Origin of the sequence: Pseudomonas sp. WS 5078 (assembly GCF_012985745.1) — a bacterium.
GTDB lineage: Bacteria > Pseudomonadota > Gammaproteobacteria > Pseudomonadales > Pseudomonadaceae > Aquipseudomonas > Aquipseudomonas lundensis_A.
Genome location: NZ_JAAQWX010000001.1, coordinates 244,401 through 268,512, shown reverse-complemented (window position 1 = coordinate 268,512; position 24,112 = coordinate 244,401). Strand labels below are relative to the sequence as shown.

Sequence of the window (24,112 nt, the reverse complement as noted above, 5' to 3'; positions counted from 1 at the left end):
CCTCGCCGCCATGAAAAAAACACTCCCCCTCAGCCTGATCGCAGCCCTCGGTGAAAACCGCGTGATCGGCGTCGATAACAGCATGCCGTGGCATTTGCCGGCGGATTTCAAATATTTCAAGGCCACCACCCTCGGCAAGCCCATCATCATGGGGCGTAAAACCTGGGATTCGCTGGGCCGCCCGTTGCCGGGCCGGTTGAACCTTGTCGTCAGTCGTCAGACCGGGTTGCAACTTGAAGGTGCCGAAGTATTCCCCTCCCTTGAGGACGCAGTGGCGCGCGCACATGCCTGGGCACTTGAACAAGGTGTCAGTGAAGTCATGTTGATTGGCGGTGCGCAGCTGTACACCCAGGGGCTGGCGGATGCCGACCGGTTGTACCTGACGCGTGTGGGCCTGAGCCCGGAAGGCGATGCCTGGTTTCCAGAATTTGATCAGTCGCAGTGGACATTGGTGTCCAACGAGCCGCATGCAGCTGAAGACGGAAAGCCGGCGTTCAGTTTTGAAGTGTGGGAAAGGGCTTAAGCAGACGTTGAAGCCCCTCTCCTTATGGGAGAGGGGCAAGGTTCAAACCTTACGCGTGTGCCAGCTCACCATGATCGTCTTCAGCCAGGATGGCTTTATCCGTCTCATTCATGATCTGGCTGGTCACCGTACCGGCCACCATGGCACCGCTCACGTTCAAGGCCGTGCGGCCCATGTCGATCAGCGGTTCAACCGAGATCAACAGCGCCACCAGCGACACGGGCAAGCCCATCGCGGGCAGTACGATCAGCGCGGCAAACGTAGCGCCACCGCCTACGCCCGCCACACCGGCTGAACTCAACGTCACGATCGCCACCAGCGTCGCAATCCACAGCGGGTCAAGCGGGTTGATGCCCACCGTCGGGGCAACCATCACGGCCAGCATGGCCGGGTACAGACCGGCACAGCCGTTTTGACCGATGGTCGCGCCAAACGAAGCCGCAAAGCTGGCGATGGACGACGGAATCCCCAAACGACGGGTTTGCGCCTCAATGCTCAATGGAATGCTGGCAGCGCTCGACCGGCTGGTGAAGGCAAACGTCAGTACAGGCCAGACCTTGCGGAAGAAACGCAGCGGGTTGACCCCGGACAATGACACGATCAGCCCGTGAATCACGAACATCAGGGCCAGACCGATGTAGGACACCACCACGAAACTGCCGAGTTTGATGATGTCTTGCAAATTCGACGTAGCCACCACTTTGGTCATCAACGCCAGCACGCCGTACGGGGTCAGTTTCATGACCAGACGTACCAGACGCATCACCCAGGCTTGCAGGGTGTCGATGGCATTGAGCACTTTGCTGCCTTTCTCCGGCTCATCCTTGAACAGTTGCAGTGCTGCAACGCCCAGGAATGCAGCGAAGATCACCACGCTGATAATCGACGTCGGCTTGGCGCGGGCCAGGTCGGCAAACGGGTTCTGCGGGATAAACGACAGCAGCAACTGCGGCACATTCAGGTCGGCCACTTTCCCTGCGTAATCGCTTTGAATGATCTGCAGGCGGCTCATCTCCGCAGCGCCCGCCACCAGACCTTCAGCCGTGAGGCCGAACAGGTTGGTCAGGCCGATGCCCACCAGCGCTGCGATCATGGTGGTAAACAGCAGGGTGCCGATGGTCAAAAAGCTGATCTTGCCCAACGACGACGCGTTATGCAGGCGCGCCACGGCGCTGAGGATCGAAGCAAATACCAACGGAATCACGATCATTTGCAGCAGCTGCACATAGCCGCTGCCAACCAGATCGAACCAGCCGATGGACGTTTTCAGGGTAGGGTTTTCAGCACCATAGATAAGGTGCAAACCAAGACCGAAAATCACACCGACAACCAGCGCCAGCAGGACTTTTTTAGCAAGGCTCCACGCGGTGTGGCGGGTCAGCGACAAGCCGAACAGCAACGCGAGGAACACCAGCAGATTGAGGATCAGCGGGTAATTCATGAAAGCTCCGAGGGGCGACTTGTACCAGTCTTGGGATGTAACAATTTCGAACCGGAAATGCTAACAGGTTGATATAGCTGGAAATATACCGTTCTGGAATGACTACCTTTGATTTAGGCATAAGACTGTCGACAGTGCGAAGGTTGTTTGTGCCTCTCGTGTCGCTTATAGAGAAGCATAGCGGCTATGCGTCAGACGATTCAGAAATCGGCGCTGCGTTGACGTGTCGTCAGAGGGAACGTAAGCGCACGGTCGAGGGATTCTTGAAATTCAAACAAAGAACTGACGATGAGCTTTGAATCCAGAGCATGCCAGGCAGGGCACATCTTTTCCGGATGCTCTTCGTTGCAAGGGTGAACATCTTTTGGCCGTTCATTAAAAATCCCGGCACATGGCCGGGATTGTTGGGTAGAGCGAGGCGAGTTACGGCACCAGTTTGTCCAGCAAGGCTTTGTCACGTACCGCGCCCTTGTCGGCGCTGGTGGCGAGCAAGGCGTATGCCTTCAATGCCGTGGTGACTTTGCGAGGGCGCACTTCGACCGGTTTCCAGCCTTTTTTGTCCTGCTCGACGCGGCGCGCCGCCAGCTCTTCGTCGCTGACCAACAAGTTGATCGAGCGGTTCGGGATGTCGATCAGGACTTTGTCGCCGTCCTGTACCAGGCCAATCGCGCCGCCCGCCGCAGCTTCCGGTGAGGCGTGGCCGATGGACAGGCCCGACGTACCGCCCGAGAAGCGTCCGTCCGTCAGCAAGGCGCAGGCTTTGCCCAGCCCTTTGGATTTGAGGTACGAGGTGGGGTAGAGCATCTCTTGCATGCCCGGCCCGCCCTTCGGGCCTTCGTAGCGAATGATCACGATGTCGCCCGCCTGCACTTCGTCCGCGAGGATGCCGCGCACGGCGCTGTCCTGGCTTTCGAAAATTTTGGCGTTGCCTTCGAACACGTGAATCGACTCATCGACCCCGGCGGTTTTCACTACACAACCATCCAGCGCGATGTTGCCGTACAGCACGGCCAGCCCGCCTTCTTGGGAGTAAGCGTGTTCGACGCTGCGTATGCAACCGTTTTCGCGGTCGTCGTCCAGCGTGTCCCAGCGGGTTGACTGGCTAAACGCGGTTTGCGTCGGGATGCCGGCCGGGCCTGCGCGGAAGAACGTGTGCACGGCTTCATCGTCAGTCTGGGTGATGTCCCACTTGGCGATGGCGTCGGCCATGGTCTTGCTGTGCACAGTCGGCAAGTCGGTGTGCAGCAAACCGCCACGGGCCAGCGAGCCGAGGATGGAGAAAATCCCGCCAGCGCGGTGTACGTCCTCCATGTGGTACTTCTGAATGTTCGGCGCCACTTTGCACAGCTGCGGCACGTGGCGTGACAGGCGGTCGATGTCTTTGAGGTCGAAATCAATCTCGGCCTCCTGGGCAGCGGCCAGCAAATGCAGGATGGTGTTGGTCGAACCGCCCATGGCAATGTCCAGCGTCATGGCGTTTTCGAAGGCCTTGAAGTTGGCGATGTTGCGCGGCAGTACGGATTCGTCGTTCTCGACGTAGTACTGGCGGCACAGGTCGACGATGGTACGGCCCGCTTGCAGGAACAGTTGTTCGCGGTCGCTGTGGGTGGCCAGTGTCGAGCCGTTACCCGGCAGTGCCAAACCGAGGGCTTCAGTCAGGCAGTTCATCGAGTTGGCGGTGAACATGCCGGAGCATGAACCGCACGTCGGGCAAGCGCTGCGCTCGTACTCGGCAACCTTCTCGTCAGAAGCGCTGGAGTCGGCTGCTATCACCATGGCATCAACCAGGTCGAGACCATGGCTGGCGAGCTTGGTTTTGCCCGCCTCCATTGGCCCGCCGGAGACGAAAATCACCGGGATGTTGAGGCGCAACGAGGCCATCAGCATGCCGGGAGTGATTTTGTCGCAGTTGGAAATGCACACGATGGCGTCGGCGCAGTGGGCATTGACCATGTATTCCACGGAGTCGGCAATGATCTCGCGGCTCGGCAGCGAATAGAGCATGCCGTCATGGCCCATGGCGATGCCGTCGTCCACCGCGATGGTATTGAATTCTTTGGCGACGCCGCCTGCACGCTCGATCTCGCGGGCGACCAGTTGACCCATGTCTTTGAGGTGCACATGGCCCGGCACGAATTGGGTAAAGGAGTTGGCAATGGCGATGATCGGCTTCTTGAAGTCGGCATCTTTCATCCCCGTGGCGCGCCACAAAGCGCGGGCACCGGCCATGTTACGGCCATGGGTGGAGGTTTTCGAACGATAGTCAGGCATGGAGCAACTCCGGGCGGCTAATCAGGTAACAAACAGGGAAGTGAGCTTCTAATTGCTGACTGACAACACAGAAAATGACTACGTGTCAGCAAGCTGCCGTTAACGCTGCGGGATCGCCGCGCGTTTGGGCCTGAGCTCATAAACCCGCCGGGGATGATTGGCGATGAATGCGTCGATTCTACACGGCTGGCGTGCGGAGGGAATGGGCCAGACACACGGGCCACAGAGGAGGGGGCTATGCAGGGTGTTGTGCGCGCTGGCGTCGGCGAGTGGACAAGATCAGGCCCAACGCAATCAGGCCCAGCGCCATAAAGGTGATCGCCAGTGTCACTTGCAGGCTGGCCGGGCTGAGGTTGACCCAAGCACTGACAACCCCGCCGCAGATGAAGATCAGCGCGCTGCCGGCTGACGACGCAGTGCCTGCCAGATCAGGAAAAACGTCCATGGCCCGCGAGGTGGCAATTGGCCGGGCGAGGGTGATGCCCGTGGTGCAGACAATCATGGGCAGCAACACGTTAAAAACCGTCAAGCCCGTATGGCGGTGCAGCAGCCACATCAACCCCCCTGCCAGGACGATCAACAACAGCCCGGTAATGATCTGCCAGTTCGCCCTGATGCGTTTGCCGAGGACATGAGCCAACACGCCGCCGCCGACATAGGCCGCGCCATACACCAGCAAAATCAGTGAGTAGGTGTAGCTGGACAGGTGCAGTTGTTCCAGAAACAACAAGGGTGAAATGACGATGAATGAAAAGTGGCAGGCGAACGCGATGGCCGCTATCAACCAGTAGCTGATGAACGTGGGATTGCGGCACACCATGGCGTACGCCTTCAGCAGGCCGAGGGTCGAAGGCTTGCGAGCAGGGTTTTCTCTTAAGTGCTTCCACGCCATGGCCCATACGATTGAACCCAGCGCAATGAACACCCCGAAGCTCCCGGGCCAGTCGAATGCCTCTTGCAGCACGGTGCCAGCCAGGGGCGAAAGCGAAATCGCCAGCCCGCTGGCGGTGACCATCAGGATGCGCAACTGGTCACGTTGCTTGCCTATAAACAGGTCCTGAATCAAGGCTTGAGACAACACAAAGCACCCGCACCCGACGGCCTGCATGCACCGAAAAAACAGGAATCCCGTGTAATGGGTGGACAGTACGCAACCCGCCGCGCCCAGAATCGACAAGGCCATCCCGGCAAGCAACAAGGATTTGCGCCCGATGCGGTCTGAAAGCGGGCCTATGAGCAGTTGTGAAAGTGAAATACCGATAGCGAACAGACTGATGGAAAGTGCGATATCGCCCGGTGTTCGTTCAAAGAAGTCAGCCAGGGCGGGAAATGAGGGCAACACCACATCCAGCGGGAACACCCCGAGCACCACCATGCTCAGCAACAGCACAATCGCCAGTCCCGGTCGGGTTGCGGGGGTTTCAGGCATCCATAAACCCTGCACTCATAAACAGGCGTCGATTGTGATCACAGTTAAAAAAACCGGCATTGGCCAACGCCAGCACTGTGGCTTTGGACCCCGCACGCACGCGCTGCTGATGAACGGCGGGTTGCTGCAAGTGGGTGGTGATCTGCTCGATGGTGGCAGGGTTGAGGTCGACACTGCTGAGGCTTTCTTTGAGCCAGCGGGTGTCGCTCTCGAAAAAGATGCCAAGCAGGGTCAGTAATTGTGTCGAGGCTTGGGCGCGTTGAGCGTCATCCAGCCGTGACCAGACATGGGTGAACACTTCACTAAAGTAACGACTGTGCCGTGCTTCGTCTCCCAGGTGGCTTTTGAACATGTCCAAAACAGTGGTAACCAGCGGTACATGGATGGCGCCCAACAGCTCTTTGGCAATAATCGTCTCGGACACAAAGCCGATCAAAAACCAGTTCAACGGCCTGTCAGCCGGGCGGCATACCTCTATTTGATGCAGCAGGCGCTGGATACGATGAGCGGGGCGCGAGCGGTTGTTTATCCCGTACAGGTCGGCTACCTGCTCTGCGATCTGGCAGGAAAACAGCGCGTGATAGCCCTCGTCGATATAAAGCTGCAAGGCCGCGTTCTTCATCGCCGCGGGCACGTGAACGCCAAGTTCGTTATGAATCAGGGTTTCGACCGCCCGGTTCACCAGTTTGTGTTCCAGCACCGTGGTGTGGTCGAGGAAATACACCAGTTGATTGGCTTCAAGGCGCCGCGCAACTGACTGGCCTGCCTGCACGATGTCCGGGTGGTCGAGGTAAGGCATGAACGCGGGTACAAACCAATGACGCTCGCCCAGCTGACATTCCAGGTCGGCAGGCAGCGAGTAAGGTGTTCGATCCAGGCGCACGCTGGCCTTGTTGTCCCAGTCAGGCAAGGTGTATGGGGGGCTCGCGGCAAGCCTTTTCGGGGACGTGGATTCGCTCACAACGTCGATTCCTCCTGCTTGATTAATGCGACCAGTTCCGGGCACTGCACTTGGCCGTCACCTTTGCCGCAACCCACAAAGAACAGCGGCTGTTCGGGACTGTTGTCCATATCCAGCAGTGCTTCAACCCGGTCATCGGTCAGGGCGCCGGTTAGCCAGGTATTGAGCCCAAGTTGTGTGGCGACGAGCTGAAATGTCTGAGAGATATGCCCGGCTTCGACGTAGGCCATTCGATAAGCGCGAGAATGCTCGTACTTCCACCACAACTTGTCGAAGCGCGCAGTAATGAACAACCCCACGGGCAGCGAGTTGATGAAGTGTTGGCCGCACAGCAGTTGCCCCAGCGGTTCTTCCGGCAGCGGGTTGATCAGGCTCAAAGCATGCAGATCGCTTGAATAGGCATAAATGCCGGGTTTCAGGCCGTTCACATGCCGGACATAGACGTAACCTTCGCACGCGTTCAGCCCACCACCTGAAGGGCTGCTGCGGCGCGACTCCATGCCCAGGGGGAGCGTGGGGTTGACCTCGCCCCGGCGCTCGTTGAGATACCCCAGCGACAGATAAAGCAGCGAGCTGAGTTGGGTAAGCGTGAGGCTTTGCTCAGTGAAGGCGCGTGAGGTTTTGCGGTTGAGCAGCGCCGCCGACAATGTGCCTTTCAACGTGTCGGCAGGCCTGCATACGGGTAACGCAATCAGGGGCGCGTTATGTGGGTCGACCCGGTTGGGCGCAGGGGCCGGGCTATTCAGGACCTCATTGCAATGTGCCAGGTACTGCGAGGCCCATTCATGGACATCTTGAGGGATGTGTTCCTGCGGCAGGTTTTTAGTGCCGATATGAAAGATCATGGACAGTTCGTCCCAGCCCCATTCAGGCACCGGCATTTCATCCGGCGTGATAATGGACGCGGCTAAAAAGTCTTGATCAATCCGATTGTCAGGGTCGAACAGTTCCGGGCAAGTAATCAGTTGGGTTAATCGTTTGCTGTAATGGAAGTCGAGTTCAAATTGGGTGTGATTGGCATAATTCCAGACAATATGGTGCGGTGATCGGGCCAATATAAATAAATAAGGATTTATATGCATGGATCAACAGCTCTGAATTGAGAAGGTAATGAAACCGGGGTGTCGGATGTCCCCGGCTTCATAGTCAGCGACGTTGCGTTAGCGCTGAGTAACCGCCAAACAAGCGAGGTTGGCGATTTTGTTGGTTTCCAGCGTAATGGCTTTCATCGTATTGCTCCTTACTTAAAAGTGGGTGACTTCAGTGCGTAAGTGCAGTCGCTGAGTACTGCGGTGTTCGCTCAGTGACTTGGTTAAAACTAGCTGCTTAATGAAAAACAACAATGTTATATAAAGTGGGGCATTGCCCGCTTTTGCGTAAGTTTCATCTTATGTAAGGGTTAAACCGCTGTTTATATCCGGGGCGTTTTAATAAACGCAGCTTGTGTAGGCGATTGGTGGGTTACGCCTTAAAGTGGCGGGGTGCTTTCCTTACAAGGATTTTGAAAGATGGTCATTACGCGCTCCATCAAGGCCTGCCTGGCCATTGGTCTGGTGCAGGGAGTGTTGCTCTGGCTCGCTCGCTCCATCACCGAAAACGGCATCAAGTTCGCACTCATGACCGCGGTGCTGGTGGGCGGGATCAACCTGCTGCTACTGGGCGATAACGTGCGTCAGCGCGGCACCGGCTGGCTTGTACTCGGATTGACCGCCGTGATGAGCGCCATCAGTGCCTGGGTGTTCTGGGAGGGTGGGGAGCAGTGGCGTTCCAGCAGTTGGCTGACGGGTAGCTGGACCTGTTTCGCCGTCGTGATCACCTACATCTGCACGGCCTTCATCCTCAGTTGGCCAACCCGCGAAGGACGTTACCCGCGCTACGAAGATTTATTCCGCCACGCGTGGGACACCGTCTTCATTGTGTTGCTGGGGTTGCTGCTTAACGGGGTGTTCTGGGCCTTGATTCTGCTGTGGGGCAGCCTGTTCAAAATGCTCGGCATTGTGGCATTGAACAAAGTGTTCTCCACCGACGGTTTTATCTACATCAGCACGGCCATGGTGTTTGCCCTGGGCTTGAAGATGGGCCGCGACAATGATCGGGTGATCGGCTTGCTGCGCGGCATTCTGCTCACGTTGTGCCGCTTCTTGCTGCCACTCGGCGCTTTGATTGCCCTGGTGTTCACTTTCGCATTGCCCTTCACCGGGCTGGAGCCGATCTGGGACACAGGGTATTCAACGCCGATCATGGTGTGCCTGGTGGCCGTTAATCTGTTCTTGCTCAACGGCGTGGTACAGGACGGCGAACACGAGATCGGCTACCCGACGTGGCTGTTGCGCATGATCGACCTGTGCCTGTTGTGTTTGCCGGTTCTGGTGGTGCTGGCCGGGTATTCGACCTGGTTAAGAATTGAACAATATGGCCTGACGCCGAGCCGCCTGTTGGCGATGCTGCTGGTGGCCGTGATGCTGGTGCACAGCCTTGCAGCGGCTTGGGCAGTGGTGCTGCCGCAGCGTCAGTGGTTGTGGCGTTTACGTGTTAGCAACCCAATGATTGCACTCTTGAGCGTGCTGCTGTTACTGGCGATTCATACGCCGTGGTTCAGCCCGTTGCAGTTCAGTGCGCAGAATCAGGTGAACCGAGTATTGAGCGGTAAGTCGTCCGTCGAAACCTTTGATGCAGATACCTTGCGTTATCGACTGGGGCCTCCCGGCAAACAGGCTTTTGAGGCACTGCGGGCGCAGGTGGAGCAAGGTCAGGTGCTGTCTGCGTCAGCACGTTATGTGCTGTTGAAGCGTCTCAAGGATGCGGACATGGGCAACGGTGTGCGCGCGCCGAATGACCGGGTGCTGGAATGGATCGGCCCTGAAGTCGAAGGCAGTGAGCAATTTGGCGAGCCGGGCATTGGCGGACAGCCCTGCTGGGCGCCGGGGTGCGTGTTGTGGGCGGTAGACCTGAATCAGGACGGTCAGATGGAGGTGCTGCAACTGCCGAAACAGAAGTGGTCTGATCCGTTGTATTTCTTCACGCGTGACGCCCAAGGGCGATGGAAACGGGCAGGCACCTATGAAGGTGGCGACAGCCCTCTGGAGATGATCGAGCAGATTCGCGAGGGGCAGGTGAAGGTGGTGAAACCCCGCTATCAAGCGTTGCAGATCGGCTCAACCGAGCTGAATCCGAAGCTGGATCGCGAACCGCAGCCGTAAAAATGAGCCCCTGACCGCCACCGTTGGCAGCGGTCAGGGAAGCGTCGTTACTTAGCTGTTTGGCAGCAAACGGCAGGTGATGCTCTTGATGTAGCGGGTTTCCTGGATCGCCGGGTGTACCGGGTGATCCGGGCCCTGGCTGCCGCGTTCCAGCAACTGGATATTGCGGTCAAGGTGACGGGCGCTGGTCAGCAGGATGTTTTGCAGGTCGTCTTCCGGCAAGTGCATCGAGCACGATGCGCTGACCAGAATGCCGTCTTTGGTGAGCAGGCGCATGGCTTGCTCGTTCAGGCGACGGTAGGCGCCTTCGCCGTTCTTCAGGTCTTTTTTACGTTTGATGAACGCTGGCGGGTCGGCCACGATCACGTCGAAACGCTCTTCGTTGGCTTTCAGCTCTTTGAGCGCTTCAAACACGTCGCCTTCCAGGCAGGTCACGCGGTCAGCGAAACCGTTGAGTGCCGCGTTGCGCTCTACGCCGTCCAGTGCGAACGAAGACGCATCCACGCACATGACTTCGCTGGCGCCGAAAGCGGCGGCCTGAATGCCCCAGCCGCCGATGTAGCTGTACAGGTCCAGAACGCGCTTGCCCTTGGCATACGGCGCCAGACGCGCACGGTTCATGCGGTGGTCGTAGAACCAGCCGGTTTTTTGTCCGGCGATCACCGGGGCTTCAAACTTCACGCCGTTTTCTTCCAGCGCAACCCACTCCGGCACCAGGCCAAACACGGTTTCGACGTAACGCTCAAGGCCTTCGGCATCACGGGCGGCCGAGTCGTTCTTGAACAGGATGCCGCTCGGCTTGACGACTTGAACCAGCGCGGCGATGACGTCAGCCTTGTGCTGTTCCATGGTCGCGGAAGCCAGTTGCACCACCAGAATGTCGCCGAAACGATCCACCACCAGACCCGGCAGCAAATCGGAATCGCCGTACACCAGGCGGTAAAACGGTTTGTCGAACAGGCGATCACGCAGCGACAGGGCCACATTCAGGCGGTGAACCAGGAACGACTTGTCCAGTGGTACTTTGACGTCGCGCGACAGCAAGCGCGCGCAGATCAGGTTGTTCGGGCTCATGGCAACGATGCCCAGCGGTTTGCCGCCAGCAGTCTCCAGCACCGCTTGGTCGCCAGCCTTGAAACCGTGCAACGGCGTTGTGGCTACATCGATTTCGTTGCTGTAGACCCACAAGTGGCCGGCGCGCAGGCGTCGATCGGCGTTGGCTTTAAGGCGCAGGCTTGGCAGGGACATGACGTCGCTCCGGGTATTGAAAAGGGCGCGATTATAGCCCTAGACGCGTACGCGGGGCTTGGTTGATTCACCGCATTGCGTCGGATTGCCTGCGCAAAGCTGCGAGGAATTCCGTTAGAATCGCGTGCTATTCCAGAGTGTGTCGTCATGCCCCCAGAGCTTTCATCCGAACAGATCAGCCAAGCGCTGCAAGGCATTAGCGTGCCGCCTCAACCGCAAATCATGGTGGATTTGCAGATGGAGCAGTACATGCCCGATCCGGATCTGGAAGCGATCTCCCGGCTGATTGCCCAAGACCCCGGTTTGTCGGGTGCGTTGCTGAAAATCGTCAACTCCCCGCATTACGGCCTGACCAACAAGATTGCGTCCATACAGCGCGCCGTGACGTTGCTGGGCAGCCGGACCGTGATCAACTTGATTAACGCGCAGTCGATCAAGGGCGAGATGTGTGACGAAACCATCGTGACCCTCAACCGCTTCTGGGACACCGCGCAAGATGTGGCCATGACCAGCATGACGCTGGCCAAGCGCACCGGTTCGCAGGCGGTCGATGAGGCTTACGCGTTGGGGCTGTTCCACGACTGCGGCATTCCGTTGATGCTCAAACGCTTTCCCAATTACATGGGGGTGCTCGAACAGGCTTACGCCCATGCCGGTGCGAACAGTCGCGTGGTCGACACCGAAAATACGCATTTCAACACCAACCATGCCGTGGTCGGCTACTACACAGCCAAGTCCTGGCGCTTGCCGGAACACCTGACCCACGCCATTGCCAATCACCACAACGCGCTGGCGATCTTTAGCGACGACTCGTCGCGCCACAGCCAACTGAAAAACCTGTTGGCGATCCTCAAGATGGCCGAGCATATTTGTGCCTCGCACAAAGTCCTGGGCAATCAGCGTGAGGACCACGAATGGAGCAGCATCAGCCATCTGGTGCTGGATTACATCGGTCTGTCCGAGTACGACTTTGAGAACCTCAAAGAGAGCATCCGCGAGTTGGGTGCCCACTAGGTTGTCCCCCGCCGGAGTGTCGAATGCCTGAATTACCTGAAGTCGAAACCACTCGCCGCGGCATTGCCCCGCACCTTGAAGGGCAACGGGTCAGCCGGGTGATCGTGCGCGAGCGGCGCTTGCGTTGGCCGATCCCGGAAGACCTGGATGTACGTTTGTCCGGGCAGAAAATCATCGGGGTGGAGCGCCGTGCCAAATACCTGCTGATTAACGCTGAAGTCGGGACGCTCATCAGTCATTTGGGCATGTCCGGCAACTTGCGTCTGGTTGAAGCGGGTTCGTTAGCGGCCAAGCATGAGCACGTGGACATCGAGCTGGAGTCCGGGCTTGCCTTGCGCTACACCGACCCGCGGCGTTTTGGCGCGATGCTCTGGACCCACGACCCGCTCAACCACGAACTGTTATTGCGCTTGGGCCCTGAGCCGCTGACCGACCTGTTTGACGGTGAACGCCTGTTCCAGCTGTCGCGCAAACGCGCCATGGCGGTCAAGCCGTTCATCATGGACAACGCGGTCGTGGTGGGGGTGGGCAATATCTATGCGACCGAAGCGCTGTTCGCGGCTGGCATTGATCCGCGCCGCGAAGCCAAAAGCATCTCGCGGGCGCGCTACCTGAAGCTGGCGGTTGAGATCAAACGCATTTTGGCGGCAGCGATTGAGCGCGGCGGCACCACCCTGCGTGACTTCATCGGCGGCGATGGCCAGCCCGGCTACTTCCAGCAAGAACTGTTTGTCTACGGGCGCGCGTACGAGCAGTGCAAGGTGTGCGGCAGTGAATTGCGCGAGGTCAAGCTGGGCCAGCGCTCAAGCGTGTTTTGCCCTCGCTGCCAGAAATAAATCGGGTCGCGCAACTGACTGCACAGCGTTGCTTTACGCCTTGCCGGTGATCTGACGGTATTTTTCCATCAGCTGTTCTTCGGTTTCCGGGTGGGCTTCATCCAGCGGGATGCAGTCGACCGGGCAGACCTGCTGGCACTGCGGCTCGTCATAATGACCGACGCACTGCGTGCAGAGGTTCGGGTCGATGACGTAGATCTCTTCGCCTTGGGAGATCGCGGCGTTCGGACACTCGGGTTCGCAGACGTCGCAATTGATGCAATCGTCGGTGATGATCAGGGACATGGGTACTCCTGCCGGGGCGGTCGGCCCGGGCAACTGAAATCGAATGCGGGCAATTGTGCCGCATTGGCGCCCGCAGTGCACGCGGGCGCCGCTTCAGCGGTCACTTCTTGCGAAAGCGCTCAGTCAGGGCATCGGCAACGGCCGGATGCACGAACTTGCTGATATCACCGCCCAACGCTGCAATTTCTCGCACTAACGTCGACGATATGAACGAATAACGCTCCGACGGTGTGAGGAACAGACTCTCAACGTCCGGTGCCAGTTGGCGATTCATGTTCGCCAGCTGAAACTCATATTCGAAGTCCGACACCGCTCGCAGGCCGCGCAAAAATACATTGGCGTTCTGCTCTTTGGCGAAATGCGCAAGCAGGGTCGAGAAACCGACCACTTCGACATTGGGCAGGTGTTTGGTGACTTCGCGCGCCAGCTCAACGCGTTGTTCCAGAGGGAACAGCGGGTTTTTCTTGGGGCTGGCAGCGACAGCAATGATGACGTGGTCGAACAGGCGCGAAGCGCGTTCAACCAGGTCGCCATGGCCCTTGGTAATAGGGTCGAATGTACCTGGGTACAACACTCGGTTCATCGCGTCGTCCTGGCGGGAATCCGTTGGGGAGTCGGATGGTATCGCAGCAATCCCGGTCGGCCAAGTCGCCATTCGCAGTAGAAAGCACTATAGACGCCGCTGATTTGCTGCTTTTTTACTGTTTTCATCGTGTGTTTGCGAGACGCTCAGCCAACTGCGTCGCCAGTTTTGCCGTGAGCCCATACACCGACAGTTGTGGGTTGGCGCCAATGCTGGTGGGGAATAATGAGCCGTCATGTACCGACACATTGCTCAGTTGATGATGGCGCCCAAGGCTATCGGTTACGGCCAGGTGCGGATTTTCTCCCATCGCGCAACCGCCCATCACGTGGGCGCTGGCCAGACGTGTCCGATACAACTCAAGGCTCAAACTGTCGATCAGTTCACGGGTTTCTCGCAGGTTGGTGCACATCCGTGCATCGCTGTGCAGTGGCATGACAGCGCTGGCGCCTGCTGCGAATTGAATGTCGGCCATGCTGTGAAAGGCGCGCCTCAATCCCTCCCAGCCGTACGCCGTGAGGCGGTAATCCAGCACCGGTGAGCCATCGCTGCGTAATTCAACGCTGCCACCAGGACTGTCGGGATGAAAACCATCGCGCATCAGGGCCAGCATCATTTGGGTGTTGGGCAGCTGCGCCATGGGGTGCGCGCCGGTTTCGCCATAGCGGGCAAACAAGGTGGCGGCCAGCGCCGGGTGCAAGGGCGGTACTTCGAGTTTGTAACCCATTGGCCCGGTCACGCCGTCTTTCCACTGAAAATGGTCGGAATAAATCGACTGCGGGGCACCGTAAAACCCGTTAATGGCGGTAGGAAACTGCGCTGCCGAGAAATTGACCACGTGTAGAAAGGTCCGCTTACCCAGTGTTTTGTGTGGGTCGGGTGCGTCAGATCTCAGTAACAGACCTGGCGTATTGATGCCGCCGCCCGACAGCACGTAATGCCGTGCCCTGACGGTGATAAGTCGGCCAGTGGGAGCAACGCAGCGCGCGTCCATGCCTTGGCATTGCAAACCTGTGACCTGATCGCCGGTGATCAGCAGGCGGTGGGCGCGGGCCAAATACAGCAATTGACCACCCTTTTCGAGGGTGGCAGGGATGGTGGTCACCAGCATCGACTGCTTGGCGTTGGTCGGGCAGCCCATGCCGCAATAACCGAGGTTCCAGCACCCGCGTACGTTGCGCGGGATCACGTGCCAGCTATAGCCCAACTGCTCGCAACCGGTTTGCAGCACCTGATTATTGGCATTGGGTGGAATCAACCAGGGCGCCACGCCTAAGCGCTGTTCCATGCGCTCAAACCAGGGCGCCATCTGCTCGCTGTCATGACCGACCACCGCATGCTCACGGGCCCAGTGCTCGAGGGTGGCCGGGGGTGTGCGAAAACTCGACGTCCAATTCACCAGCGTGGTCCCGCCGACGGCCCGGCCTTGCAGAATGCTGACGGCGCCGTCCTTGCTCATGCGGCCGATACCTTCCTGATACAGGCTGGCGTATGCCTCGTCTTCAAGCATCTTGAAGTCGCTGCTGGTTTTGAGTGGGCCTTCTTCGATCAGCAGCACCTTAAAGCCTGCCGCACTGAGGATCTCGGCCGTGGTGCCGCCCCCTGCGCCGCTGCCGACGATGGCAACGTCGGCGTCCAGTATCAGGTCATGTTCGAGCTGAGAACCGTTGAGGGTTTTCCAGCCACGGGCCATGCCTTCGCGAAAAAGGTCAGGGACAGGCATAAAGAGGTATCCATTGAGTTTTTATTGTTTTGGAGGGCGCGTGTCAGACGGTCGGCGGACCGGGGTATCCGCAATGTGCCCACGATTCCGGTTGTTCATACCAGCTCATCATCACCAGTTGCAGCAATGAAGCGTGCCCCATGCGCAGCAGGCTTAGGCTGCTGTTCTGCCAGCGTTCGAGAAAATCCCGGATACGCTCCGGCGTGGCGTTTTCCCAACCGCTCCAGACGCCTGTGAGCGGGCCGCGTGTCACGGGCATGGCCAGCACATCAAACAGTTGCTGAGTGAGCGTTAACAACGCAGGGGACAGGCGATCGAGGTTGTTGTCCAGCTTATGCAGCGTGGCATCGTTCGCACCGGGCATCAGTGATGGCCTTACGCTGCCAGCCAGCATGACGGGGATCACTGCCTGCAAAAAGGGCAGGTCACTGTTGCGCAGGACAGCAAAGCCGCAGGCTCGGTCGCTGGACGAGCAACCACTCAGGCTGGCAGTTAGCCCTGCGGTGGCCAATAAGGTACTGGCCAGCAGGCCGACCTTCATTACGCCCCGGCGTGACAACAGCGCGTGTTCAATACGGGCGTCAGGCATGCCCACTCCTCGATCAGCGAATAAAGAGTTTCTGCACCCAGCGCCCAAGTGTGCGTCCGTAGGGCGGGTAGATGGCCGACGAGCTGTTAACCCGTTGCTTGGTCAGCACGGCTTTGGCATGGCTGAAGGTCAAAAAACCTTCGTGGCCATGATAACGGCCCATCCCAGAAGGTCCGACGCCGCCAAACGGCAGGTCATCGATGGCCACGTGCAGCAAGGTTTCATTCACACACACGCCGCCTGAGTGGGTGTTTTCAAGCACCTGCTGCTGTTCGGCCTTGTTGTAACCGAAATAGTAGAGCGCGAGCGGGCGGGGTCTGTCGTTGACGTAGGCCAATGCCTGTTCCAGGGTTCGATACGGCACGATCGGCAGGAGCGGGCCGAAGATTTCGTCCTGCATCACCTGCATGTCGTCGTTGACCTCCAGCAGCAGGCAATGGGGTATGCGTCGGCCCTGTCCCTGCTCATACAGCTGAATCAGGCGTGCACCTTTGGCGCAGGCATCTGCTTTCAAATGCTCAAGACGCGCCAGTTGCCGCTCGTTGATGATGGCTGTGTAGTCCGGGTTATCGCTTAAAGTGGGATAGAAGCTGTGCATCACTTGACGATACGCATCAATAAAAGCGCCTACCCGGTCTTCTGGCACTAACACGTAATCAGGGGCGATACAGGTTTGTCCCGCATTCAGGCTTTTGCCCCAGGCGATGCGCTGGGCGGCGTCCTTGAGCGGTACGTCGGCCGAGACAATGGCAGGGGATTTGCCGCCCAGCTCCAGTGTGACTGGCGTGAGGTGTTCCGCCGCCGCGCGCATCACTGACTTGCCAACATGGGTGGAGCCGGTGAACAGCACATGGTCGAATGGCAGAGAAGAAAAGGCCACCGCCACCTCGGCATCGCCCAGCACCACGGTGACCATGTCGTCGGGGAAAATGCGCCCCAGCAAGTCCTTGAGCAAATGCCCGGTGGCCGGGGTGAACTCACTGAGTTTGAGCATTACCCTGTTGCCCGCCGCCAACGCACCGATCAAGGGGCCCATGGCCAGATACAGCGGGTAATTCCACGGAACAATAATCCCGACTACACCCAAAGGCTGATACAGCACGCGGGCGCTGGCGGGCTGGAACATTACGCCTACGCTGCGCGAAGAGGGCTTGAGCCAGCGTCTAAGGTGTTTAAGGGTGTAATCGATGTTATGCAGGCTGGGCATCAGCTCGGCAAACAGGGTTTCGTCAGGGCTACGGTGGCTAAAATCCTGGCTGATGGCGTCGATTAACACATCGCGCTCATCACTGAGCAACCGCCTTAAGCTTTTAAGCCACTGCTGGCGTTGTGCAAGCGGCGGATAAGGATGCGCAGCGTAGGCCTGACGCTGTTTTTCGAGCAGAGAGAGGAGATCACCTGCTAGGACTGTTGTGTCTTGATGGTAGGCACTGTCGACAGACATGATCTGCTCCGGGTAGATTTTTATAAGTAATATTTACAAGAGCCAGATCGTTTCTAGAGCGTATGCTCTAAATTGTCAATCAAGGGGCCTGCCTGTCGCGTTGTTTGTCGATTCGGGGTTAGGCCGTAAGATGCCATTCGTTTTCAAGTAAAGCTCAAGCCCATGGCCACGCGAATAAAAACCAGCCAGCGCATTATCAACACCAGCTTGGCGCTGTTTAACCAGCTGGGCGAGCGCAGTGTGAGCACCAACCACATTGCTGCTCACATGGAGATTTCTCCGGGCAATCTGTATTACCACTTCCCCAATAAGCAGGCGATCATCGCTGTATTGTTCGGCGAATATGAAACGCTTGTCCTGAGCTTTTTGCGTGCGCCTGAGGGGCGGCTAGCGACTGTTGCGGATAAGCATTTTTATTTGCAGCAATTGCTCGATGCCATGTGGCGCTATCGATTCTTGTACCGCGACATTGAGCACTTGTTGCGCAGCGACAATGAGCTGGCCGCGCGTTACCGGCTTTTTTCGCAAAACTGCCTGAAGCAGGCCCAGTTGATTTATGCGAGCTTCGTCGAGGCCGGCATCCTCAAAATGACCCCGCTGCAAATCGAGTCGTTAACGCTCAATGCGTGGATCATCCTCACCTCATGGGTCGGATTCCTGTGTACCACGCGTGAGAACAGCGACCAGCTCAGCGAGCAGGCGATCAAACGCGGTGTTTATCAACTGCTGATGCTGGAAGCCGGGTTCGTCACCGATCAGGCCCGAGAGGCCGTGGATGAAGTCATCAGGGAATATTACGTTGCGCTGGAAACCGCGCTGGATGCTCACTAACTGCTTTTCACCCGTCACAGGAGTTCACAATGCCCGTTGCGCAATTGATTAGCCCGCACGCCCTGAACGAACGTCAAACGCAACCCGGTCTGGTCATTCTGGATTGCCGCTTTGCGCTTGAAGACCCGGACTATGGGCTGCGCAGTTATGCTCAAGGTCATATCGAGGGGGCGCAGTTCGCGGACCTGGAGCGTGATTTGAGTGGCCCGGTGATTAAAGGTGTCACAGGGCGCCATCCCTTGCCTGACCCCGATGATCTGATTGAGCGTTTGCGCGGGTGGGGCATCAACAACGACAGCGATGTGGTGCTGTATGACGACGGTCCGGGGGCATTTGCCGCAAGGGCGTGGTGGCTGTTGGCGTGGCTGGGCAAGCGGGACGGGGTATTGCTGCTCGATGGCGGCCTTAAAGCCTGGCACGGCGCGGGTTTTCCGTTGAACCTTGATTCGGTCAAGCTGCCCCGCGGGCATTTTGACGGTGTTGCGGACAACCAGTTACTGATCACTGCTGATGCGCTACAGAAGCGGCAGGACGACCCGGCCCTGACCTTGATTGATGCGCGTGCCTTGCCGCGTTTTCGTGGCGAGTCTGAGCCGATAGATCCGGTGGCCGGGCATATTCCGGGGGCGCAGTGTGCGGCCTTTAACGAAAACCTCGACAGCACCGGACGTTTTCTCTCGGCTGAGCAACTCAAGCGGCGTTTTGCCGAAAAGCTGGGTGATCGCTCGCCGGATGAGTTGGTGGCGTACTGCGGGTCTGGTGTGACGGCGTGTCACAACTTGTTTGCGCTGGCCTTGGCTGGTTATCCGCTGGGCAAACTGTACGCCGGGTCGTGGAGCGAATGGATCAATGATCCGCAGCGAGGCGTCGCGACGGGCGAGTAGCACACGCCGTAGTCGCCGGGTGAGCGGGTAACTGCGCAGAGAGCGGTGTCAGGTACACGCCGCCCGGTAGGCCGCAGGCCCGACCCCATAAACCTTTTTGAATTGCCGGCTGAGGTGACTTTGGTCCGCGAAACCCAATTGGCTCGCAACCTGTACCGGCATGCAGCCTTGTTGCAATAAAGCCCGGGCGTGGGCGACGCGTTGCTGCATCAGCCAGGCGTGCGGCGGCATGCCCGTGGCACGCTTAAAGACCCGCGCAAAGTGAAAGGGTGACAGGTTGACGGCTCCAGCCAGCTCCTCCAGCGACGGCGGGTGTGCCAGCCGGGCCTGCAACAGCTCTTTGGCCTGTCTGACGGCCCGGTGCTCTATCCCGGCTTTCGCAGGTTGCGGCAAGCGGGCATGGCGGCTGAGCAGCGCAAGCATCATATGCCGCCATACGGTTTGTTGTTGAAGCGCTGATTCCGGGCCTTCGAGCAATTGGTGCAAATGGCACAGCCCGCTGAACAGTTCGGGGTCTTGCAGCAGTGTGTCGTTGAACGTGGGCAAGTGCGTGCCCGGCAGGTTCAATTCATCCAACAGGCTGTGCATTTGCGCGTTGTCAGGGTAGAAGGCGCGGTAGCGCCACCCTGCGTCGTGGCCTTTGTGCCCGTTATGCACTTCGTCGGGGTTGATCAACACCAGCGTACCGGTGGGCGCCAAGTGTTCAGCACCGCGATACCGATAACGCTGGGCACCGGCCATGATCATGCCAATCACAAAGCCATCATGCACATGGGGCACGAAACGGTGTTCGATGTAGCGCGCAGTGAGTAATTCGACCCCCGTCAGCGGGGCTGTTTGCCAGAAACGGATTGACTCACCTTGCTCGGCGTTCATCACGCCGACCCGGGTTTCAGGCTGGCCAGCCACTGGGGAATGCGGCGCTCAAGGTAATACCGCGGGGTTCTGAGCGAGCCTTCCACGAACCCGACATGGCCGCCTCGGGTATGCAGCTCCAGTTCAGTGCAGGACGACAACTCACTGGCGTCGGGAATGCTGTGCTTGAACACGAACGGGTCATCTTCGGACTGGATAATCAGTGTGGGTGTCTCAATGGCACCGAGGAAGTAACGGCTCGACGCGCGGCGGTAATAATCGTCCACATTCAGGTAGCCATTGAGCGGGGCTGTGACCCGGTCATCAAACTCCCAAAACGTACGCATTTTGCTCAGTGCCTTAAGCGGGCCCAGTTTCTCAAGCGTGGCCAGCCCCTCTTGCCGGGCATCGTGTTGAAACCGACGCTGCTTGTTTTTGACGTACGCCACCATCTCGCGCATGAAGTGCGCCTGATACACCTTCGAGAACCCCAACCCGATACGGTCTGCGCACTGGTCCAGGCGAAAGGGTACCGACACCGCGACGGCACCTTGCAGGCCGCTGGCGTTGCCCGATTCGCCCAAATACTTGAGCAAGACGTTGCCGCCCAGCGAGTAGCCAACGGCATACAGCGGGGCCAGTGGAAAGCGGGCCCGCAAGTGCGCGACGGCCGCGGCCAGGTCTTCACTGGCCCCGGAATGGTAGCTGCGCGCCAGCAGGTTGGGCTCCCCGGAACACCCGCGCCAGTTCAACGCCACACTGGCCCAGCCTTGAGCCGCCAGCGCGCATTGTTGGCCCACGATGTAGTGCGACCCCGAAGAACCGGTCAGACCATGCAGTACCAGCACCAACGGTTGATAGGCCGATGGCGCGCCATGCCAGTCCAGGTCCAGAAAGTCACCATCGTCGAGCCACAGTCGCTCCCGCTGGTGTTCAACGACAGGTTTGGTGCGCCATAACGGCCCCCACAAGGTTTGCAGGTGAGGATTGCCGAGGCCTGAAGCTGGGTTAAACGATTCAACAGCTGACGCAGGGGAAACTGGGGCGCGCACTTAAGTTCTCAATCGGTGACAGGGGTGGGGGTGTGCTTAAGTTGCCACAACATGGACCGGTGCCCAAGCAGTGTGTGCTGACCCGCGCTTGCCCAATTGGTCGAATTGCAGGTCATAGAAGCGTTGGCCGCGTGGCTGCTGGTATCGGGCAAGGGCTGTTGTTCAGCACTGGGGCCGAGTGTCAGGCTCACCCAGCTGTCAGCATCGAGGTGTCGATTGATGGCCGCCTTGATCTGTTCAGTGGTCATGTTTTGAATTTCAGCGGTTTTGTAAGTGAAGTCCAACGGTTGATCGAAACGGTTGATCACCCCGAGTTCGTTCAGCAAATTTTTGTTGGTGGCCATCAATTGGGGCAACGCACGGCGCAGGTATTTTTTAAGGGTGTTCAGTTGTTCTTCACTGGGGCCTTCCTTGAGAAATTGCGCAAACAGCGTTTTGGTCAGGGCCATGGCCTCGCGGCTGTATTGAGGCGCAACGCTGAACTGGATCAGCCAGCCAGTCGCGCCCCGCGCATGCTCGATATCGGAAAGCACGCCATAGGTAAGGCTGTATTTCTCGCGCAACTGAGCATTGAGCACGTGGTTGAACACCACGTTGGCGATATACATGGCGATGGCGTCGGGGTGCTGATTGGGCAGGGCGTTTTGCATCATCATCAGCATTGTCTGACTTGCATCCTCCTCAATGTGCAGCTGTTTGCCGTGGTGGGCCGGCGCAGTAAACCCCGGCGGTACTGACAGTGCCGGGCCTTGGGGCAGGGTGTCTGCCAACTGTTGGCTGAGCAATTTCGCCTGCTCGGGCGTGAGGTCGCCCACTATCACCAATTGCGCATTCGCTGCGGTATAGGCACGACGATAGAAGTCGCGCAGCTGTCTGGCCGTAATGCGTTGCAGGCTCTCGCGGGTGCCATTCACCGGGCGCGCCAGCGGGTGATCGACGTACAGTGTTTCTTTGAGTAGCGTTAGCGCTCGCGACTCAGGGAGTGATTGCAGGAGCTTGAGGTCTGTTTCGAGTGCATGCCTGATCCTGTGCAGGTTTTCCTGACTGAATTTGGGGCGTGAGAGGGTCTCGGTAAACAGGGCCATCACCGGTGCAAAGATCGCTTCTTCGCTCAAGCTTCTGAGCGTGTAGTAGCTGTGTTCAGTGTCGATACCGCGGGTGATTTTGACCCCAAAGCGGTCGAATTCCCGGGCAATATCAGTTGCTTGTTTCACGGCCGAGTCCGTTCCGAAAAGCGCTTGGGCCATGGCGGCCAGCCCCGGCGTATCGCCATCGTGGTAACTGCCAGCGGCAAAGGTAAGTTTCAGGTCGATCATCGGCAGGTTGTGATTTTCCACAAACAGTACGCGGGTGCCTTGCCTGAGTGTCCAGGCCTGGATCAGCGGGGCGTTGGGGGCGGTTTCGGGTTCTGACAGTTCGCGCAGCGATTGCAAAGGCAGCGAGGGCGCAGGATTCTGTGCAGCTTGCAGATAGTTGCCAATACACAAGGCAATGCTCAGCAGTGTAATCAGGCAGGCCAGTGCGCAACGAGTAAAGGCGTTGGGATTATTCATGGGGCATCTCCTCTGGCAGCGCGTAGCCGGTGGTTAATCGATCTGTCACGAGGAAGCGTTGCACCACGCGCTGGAGGTCTTGGGGCGTTATGGACTTCAGGGTGTCGAGCCTCGCCTGTTCAGCGCGCCAGGGCACGTCGGCCATTTCCTGTTCGCCCAGGAGCAGCGCCCGATTGAGCAGCTCGTCCTGATCGAATACCCGTCGCGCCATAATCTGAATACGTGCGCGATCAAGGTCTTGCTGACTGGGCGGGGTTGTTCTCAATTCGTCGAGAAGGACCATGATCCGGGTTTTGAGCGCTTCAATGGAGGTGGCGCTCTCAAGGTCAGGCAATGCAGTGATGCTGAACAATTCATCGCCGGGGCTGACTGCGTTGTAATGCACGGTAATGCCACTCACCAGTCCTTCGTTGCGCGCTAATCGAACGTTTAACAGTGCGCTGTTTGCGCCTGCCAGCAACTCGCTGAGCAACTCCAGCGCCGGGGCGGTCCTAGGGTCGGCTTGAGTCTTCAGACCGGGAACATTGAAAGCCATGTAGAGCACAGGCAGTTGGTGAGGCAGGTATTGCGTGATGCTGCGTTCCCCCGGTGTAGACAACTCGATAGGGGCAGGCCGATAGGGCAAAGGCCGTCGCGCAATGGCCCCGAAGTAACGTTCGGCCAGCTGTTTGACCTGCTTTGGGTCCACATCGCCCGAGACAATGAGCACGGCGTTATTAGGGGCGTACCAGCTGCGATACCAATGCTCAAGGTCATGGGGGTGCAGGCGATCCAGGTCATGGCGCCATCCAACTATCGGGTTGCCCGCTGCGCTTGCAGGCAGCGCCAGTCGCCGTGGCACTTCCAGTGCGCGTCTGACAGGGTGATTCTCAAACGATTCGCTGCGTTCGTTTTTGATGACTTCACGCTCGCCGCTCCATTGGGCCGCTGACAGGTGCGCAGTGCTCATTTGGTCGGCAAATATTTCAAAACTTACCCCCAGGGCGTACGGCGGCAGGGTGTGAAAGTACAGGGTCGCGTCATTCAGGGTCGTGGCGTTTTCACTGCCGCCCAGGTTTTGCAGAATCTGGTCGGACTCGCCCGAACACAGCTTGCTGCTGCCATTGAACAGCATGTGTTCCAGAGCATGTGAGAGGCCTGTCTGGCCGGGACCTTCCTGATTCGAGCCAATGCGGTACCACAGGTGGGAGTGAACCAGACGGGCGTGGTGGTCTTCGTAAACAATGAGTTTCAGGCCGTTGTCGAGCAAGAACTCATGGATCGAAGGAGGGCGGCTGGCGAATGCCAGCAGTGGTTGCAACATGACGCCGAGTACCAGTGCGGCGAGGAGTGGTCTCATGGTGGGTGTCCTGACGATTGTTCGTCAGGACAGGTTGAGTCAAACGCTTGC

General features: G+C 58.4%; 21 protein-coding genes. 6 read left to right on the top strand and 15 right to left on the bottom strand.

Going from position 1 to position 24,112, the window contains the following annotated elements; translation table 11 throughout:
- Positions 1 to 10: 10 nt before the first annotated feature.
- A complete protein-coding gene (locus tag HBN68_RS01250) occupies positions 11 to 523 on the top strand; it encodes a dihydrofolate reductase (protein WP_169962230.1) in 513 nt (170 codons plus the stop codon).
- A gap of 49 nt (positions 524 to 572) precedes the next feature.
- Here HBN68_RS01250 and HBN68_RS01245 read toward each other — a convergent pair whose 3' ends face one another.
- The 5 genes from HBN68_RS01245 to HBN68_RS01225 all read right to left on the bottom strand — a co-directional run bounded on the left by HBN68_RS01245 (position 573) and on the right by HBN68_RS01225 (position 7,707).
- Entirely contained in the window at positions 573 to 1,964 is a 1,392-nt protein-coding gene (locus tag HBN68_RS01245; protein WP_047278457.1) for an L-cystine transporter, read from the bottom strand.
- A 423-nt stretch (positions 1,965 to 2,387) separates the two neighbouring features.
- Positions 2,388 to 4,235, bottom strand: coding sequence for a dihydroxy-acid dehydratase (gene ilvD, locus HBN68_RS01240; protein WP_094991681.1), 1,848 nt, complete (start codon positions 4,233 to 4,235; stop codon positions 2,388 to 2,390).
- Positions 4,236 to 4,470: 235 nt separating this feature from the next.
- Positions 4,471 to 5,664 carry an MFS transporter gene (locus tag HBN68_RS01235; protein WP_094991680.1) on the bottom strand — a complete coding sequence of 398 codons (1,194 nt, stop codon included), beginning with the start codon at positions 5,662 to 5,664 and terminating at the stop codon, positions 4,471 to 4,473.
- Entirely contained in the window at positions 5,657 to 6,625 is a 969-nt protein-coding gene (locus HBN68_RS01230) for a diiron oxygenase (RefSeq protein ID WP_346010188.1), read from the bottom strand. The genes HBN68_RS01235 and HBN68_RS01230 overlap by 8 nt, the downstream gene beginning before the upstream one ends.
- Entirely contained in the window at positions 6,622 to 7,707 is a 1,086-nt protein-coding gene (locus HBN68_RS01225) for a SagB/ThcOx family dehydrogenase (RefSeq protein WP_094991679.1), read from the bottom strand. Before HBN68_RS01225 ends, HBN68_RS01230 begins: the two co-directional genes overlap by 4 nt.
- Before the next feature lie 426 nt (positions 7,708 to 8,133).
- Between HBN68_RS01225 and HBN68_RS01220 the strand changes: the two genes are divergently transcribed.
- Positions 8,134 to 9,825, top strand: coding sequence for a DUF4153 domain-containing protein (locus HBN68_RS01220; RefSeq protein ID WP_169962228.1), 1,692 nt, complete (start codon positions 8,134 to 8,136; stop codon positions 9,823 to 9,825).
- Between the two features lie 51 nt (positions 9,826 to 9,876).
- On the opposite strand, the gene HBN68_RS01215 is transcribed toward HBN68_RS01220, so the two are convergent.
- Positions 9,877 to 11,073 carry a class I SAM-dependent rRNA methyltransferase gene (locus HBN68_RS01215; RefSeq protein ID WP_047278442.1) on the bottom strand — a complete coding sequence of 399 codons (1,197 nt, stop codon included), beginning with the start codon at positions 11,071 to 11,073 and terminating at the stop codon, positions 9,877 to 9,879.
- Positions 11,074 to 11,274: 201 nt separating this feature from the next.
- On the opposite strand from HBN68_RS01215, the gene HBN68_RS01210 reads away from it, so the two are divergent.
- Together HBN68_RS01210 and mutM are read left to right on the top strand one after the other, a co-directional pair.
- On the top strand, positions 11,275 to 12,087 hold the full coding sequence (locus tag HBN68_RS01210; protein ID WP_169962549.1) for an HDOD domain-containing protein: 813 nt from the start codon (positions 11,275 to 11,277) through the stop codon (positions 12,085 to 12,087).
- A 23-nt stretch (positions 12,088 to 12,110) separates the two neighbouring features.
- Positions 12,111 to 12,923 (top strand): bifunctional DNA-formamidopyrimidine glycosylase/DNA-(apurinic or apyrimidinic site) lyase, encoded by an 813-nt coding sequence (gene mutM, locus HBN68_RS01205; RefSeq protein WP_094991675.1) that lies wholly within the window; start codon positions 12,111 to 12,113, stop codon positions 12,921 to 12,923.
- Positions 12,924 to 12,956: 33 nt separating this feature from the next.
- Here mutM and HBN68_RS01200 read toward each other — a convergent pair whose 3' ends face one another.
- The 5 genes from HBN68_RS01200 to HBN68_RS01180 all read right to left on the bottom strand — a co-directional run bounded on the left by HBN68_RS01200 (position 12,957) and on the right by HBN68_RS01180 (position 17,547).
- On the bottom strand, positions 12,957 to 13,208 hold the full coding sequence (locus HBN68_RS01200) for a YfhL family 4Fe-4S dicluster ferredoxin (RefSeq protein WP_047278436.1): 252 nt from the start codon (positions 13,206 to 13,208) through the stop codon (positions 12,957 to 12,959).
- 100 nt (positions 13,209 to 13,308) lie between these two features.
- Positions 13,309 to 13,791, bottom strand: coding sequence for a pantetheine-phosphate adenylyltransferase (gene coaD / locus HBN68_RS01195; RefSeq protein ID WP_047278434.1), 483 nt, complete (start codon positions 13,789 to 13,791; stop codon positions 13,309 to 13,311).
- Positions 13,792 to 13,915: 124 nt separating this feature from the next.
- Positions 13,916 to 15,514: a GMC family oxidoreductase gene (locus HBN68_RS01190; RefSeq protein WP_094991674.1), complete on the bottom strand. Its 1,599-nt coding sequence runs from the start codon at positions 15,512 to 15,514 to the stop codon at positions 13,916 to 13,918.
- Between the two features lie 43 nt (positions 15,515 to 15,557).
- Positions 15,558 to 16,103 carry a twin-arginine translocation pathway signal protein gene (locus tag HBN68_RS01185; protein WP_169962226.1) on the bottom strand — a complete coding sequence of 182 codons (546 nt, stop codon included), beginning with the start codon at positions 16,101 to 16,103 and terminating at the stop codon, positions 15,558 to 15,560.
- 13 nt (positions 16,104 to 16,116) lie between these two features.
- Positions 16,117 to 17,547: a coniferyl aldehyde dehydrogenase gene (locus tag HBN68_RS01180; protein WP_169962224.1), complete on the bottom strand. Its 1,431-nt coding sequence runs from the start codon at positions 17,545 to 17,547 to the stop codon at positions 16,117 to 16,119.
- Between the two features lie 162 nt (positions 17,548 to 17,709).
- On the opposite strand from HBN68_RS01180, the gene HBN68_RS01175 reads away from it, so the two are divergent.
- Together HBN68_RS01175 and HBN68_RS01170 are read left to right on the top strand one after the other, a co-directional pair.
- The gene (locus HBN68_RS01175; RefSeq protein WP_094991671.1) at positions 17,710 to 18,378 is read left to right on the top strand and encodes a TetR/AcrR family transcriptional regulator; all 669 of its coding nucleotides are present in this window, start codon (positions 17,710 to 17,712) and stop codon (positions 18,376 to 18,378) included.
- Positions 18,379 to 18,407: 29 nt separating this feature from the next.
- On the top strand, positions 18,408 to 19,262 hold the full coding sequence (locus HBN68_RS01170; RefSeq protein ID WP_169962222.1) for a sulfurtransferase: 855 nt from the start codon (positions 18,408 to 18,410) through the stop codon (positions 19,260 to 19,262).
- A gap of 48 nt (positions 19,263 to 19,310) precedes the next feature.
- Here the strand turns inward: HBN68_RS01170 and HBN68_RS01165 are convergent, their stop codons facing one another.
- From HBN68_RS01165 to HBN68_RS01150, 4 genes are read right to left on the bottom strand one after another with little or no spacing between them, the layout of a single operon-like run.
- Positions 19,311 to 20,138: an AraC family transcriptional regulator gene (locus HBN68_RS01165; protein ID WP_169962220.1), complete on the bottom strand. Its 828-nt coding sequence runs from the start codon at positions 20,136 to 20,138 to the stop codon at positions 19,311 to 19,313.
- Positions 20,138 to 21,169: a hydrolase gene (locus HBN68_RS01160; protein ID WP_169962218.1), complete on the bottom strand. Its 1,032-nt coding sequence runs from the start codon at positions 21,167 to 21,169 to the stop codon at positions 20,138 to 20,140. The genes HBN68_RS01165 and HBN68_RS01160 overlap by 1 nt, the downstream gene beginning before the upstream one ends.
- An 8-nt stretch (positions 21,170 to 21,177) precedes the next feature.
- The gene (locus tag HBN68_RS01155) at positions 21,178 to 22,722 is read right to left on the bottom strand and encodes a pitrilysin family protein (protein ID WP_169962216.1); all 1,545 of its coding nucleotides are present in this window, start codon (positions 22,720 to 22,722) and stop codon (positions 21,178 to 21,180) included.
- On the bottom strand, positions 22,715 to 24,061 hold the full coding sequence (locus HBN68_RS01150) for a pitrilysin family protein (RefSeq protein ID WP_169962214.1): 1,347 nt from the start codon (positions 24,059 to 24,061) through the stop codon (positions 22,715 to 22,717). The genes HBN68_RS01155 and HBN68_RS01150 overlap by 8 nt, the downstream gene beginning before the upstream one ends.
- Between the last annotated feature and the right edge of the window lie 51 nt (positions 24,062 to 24,112).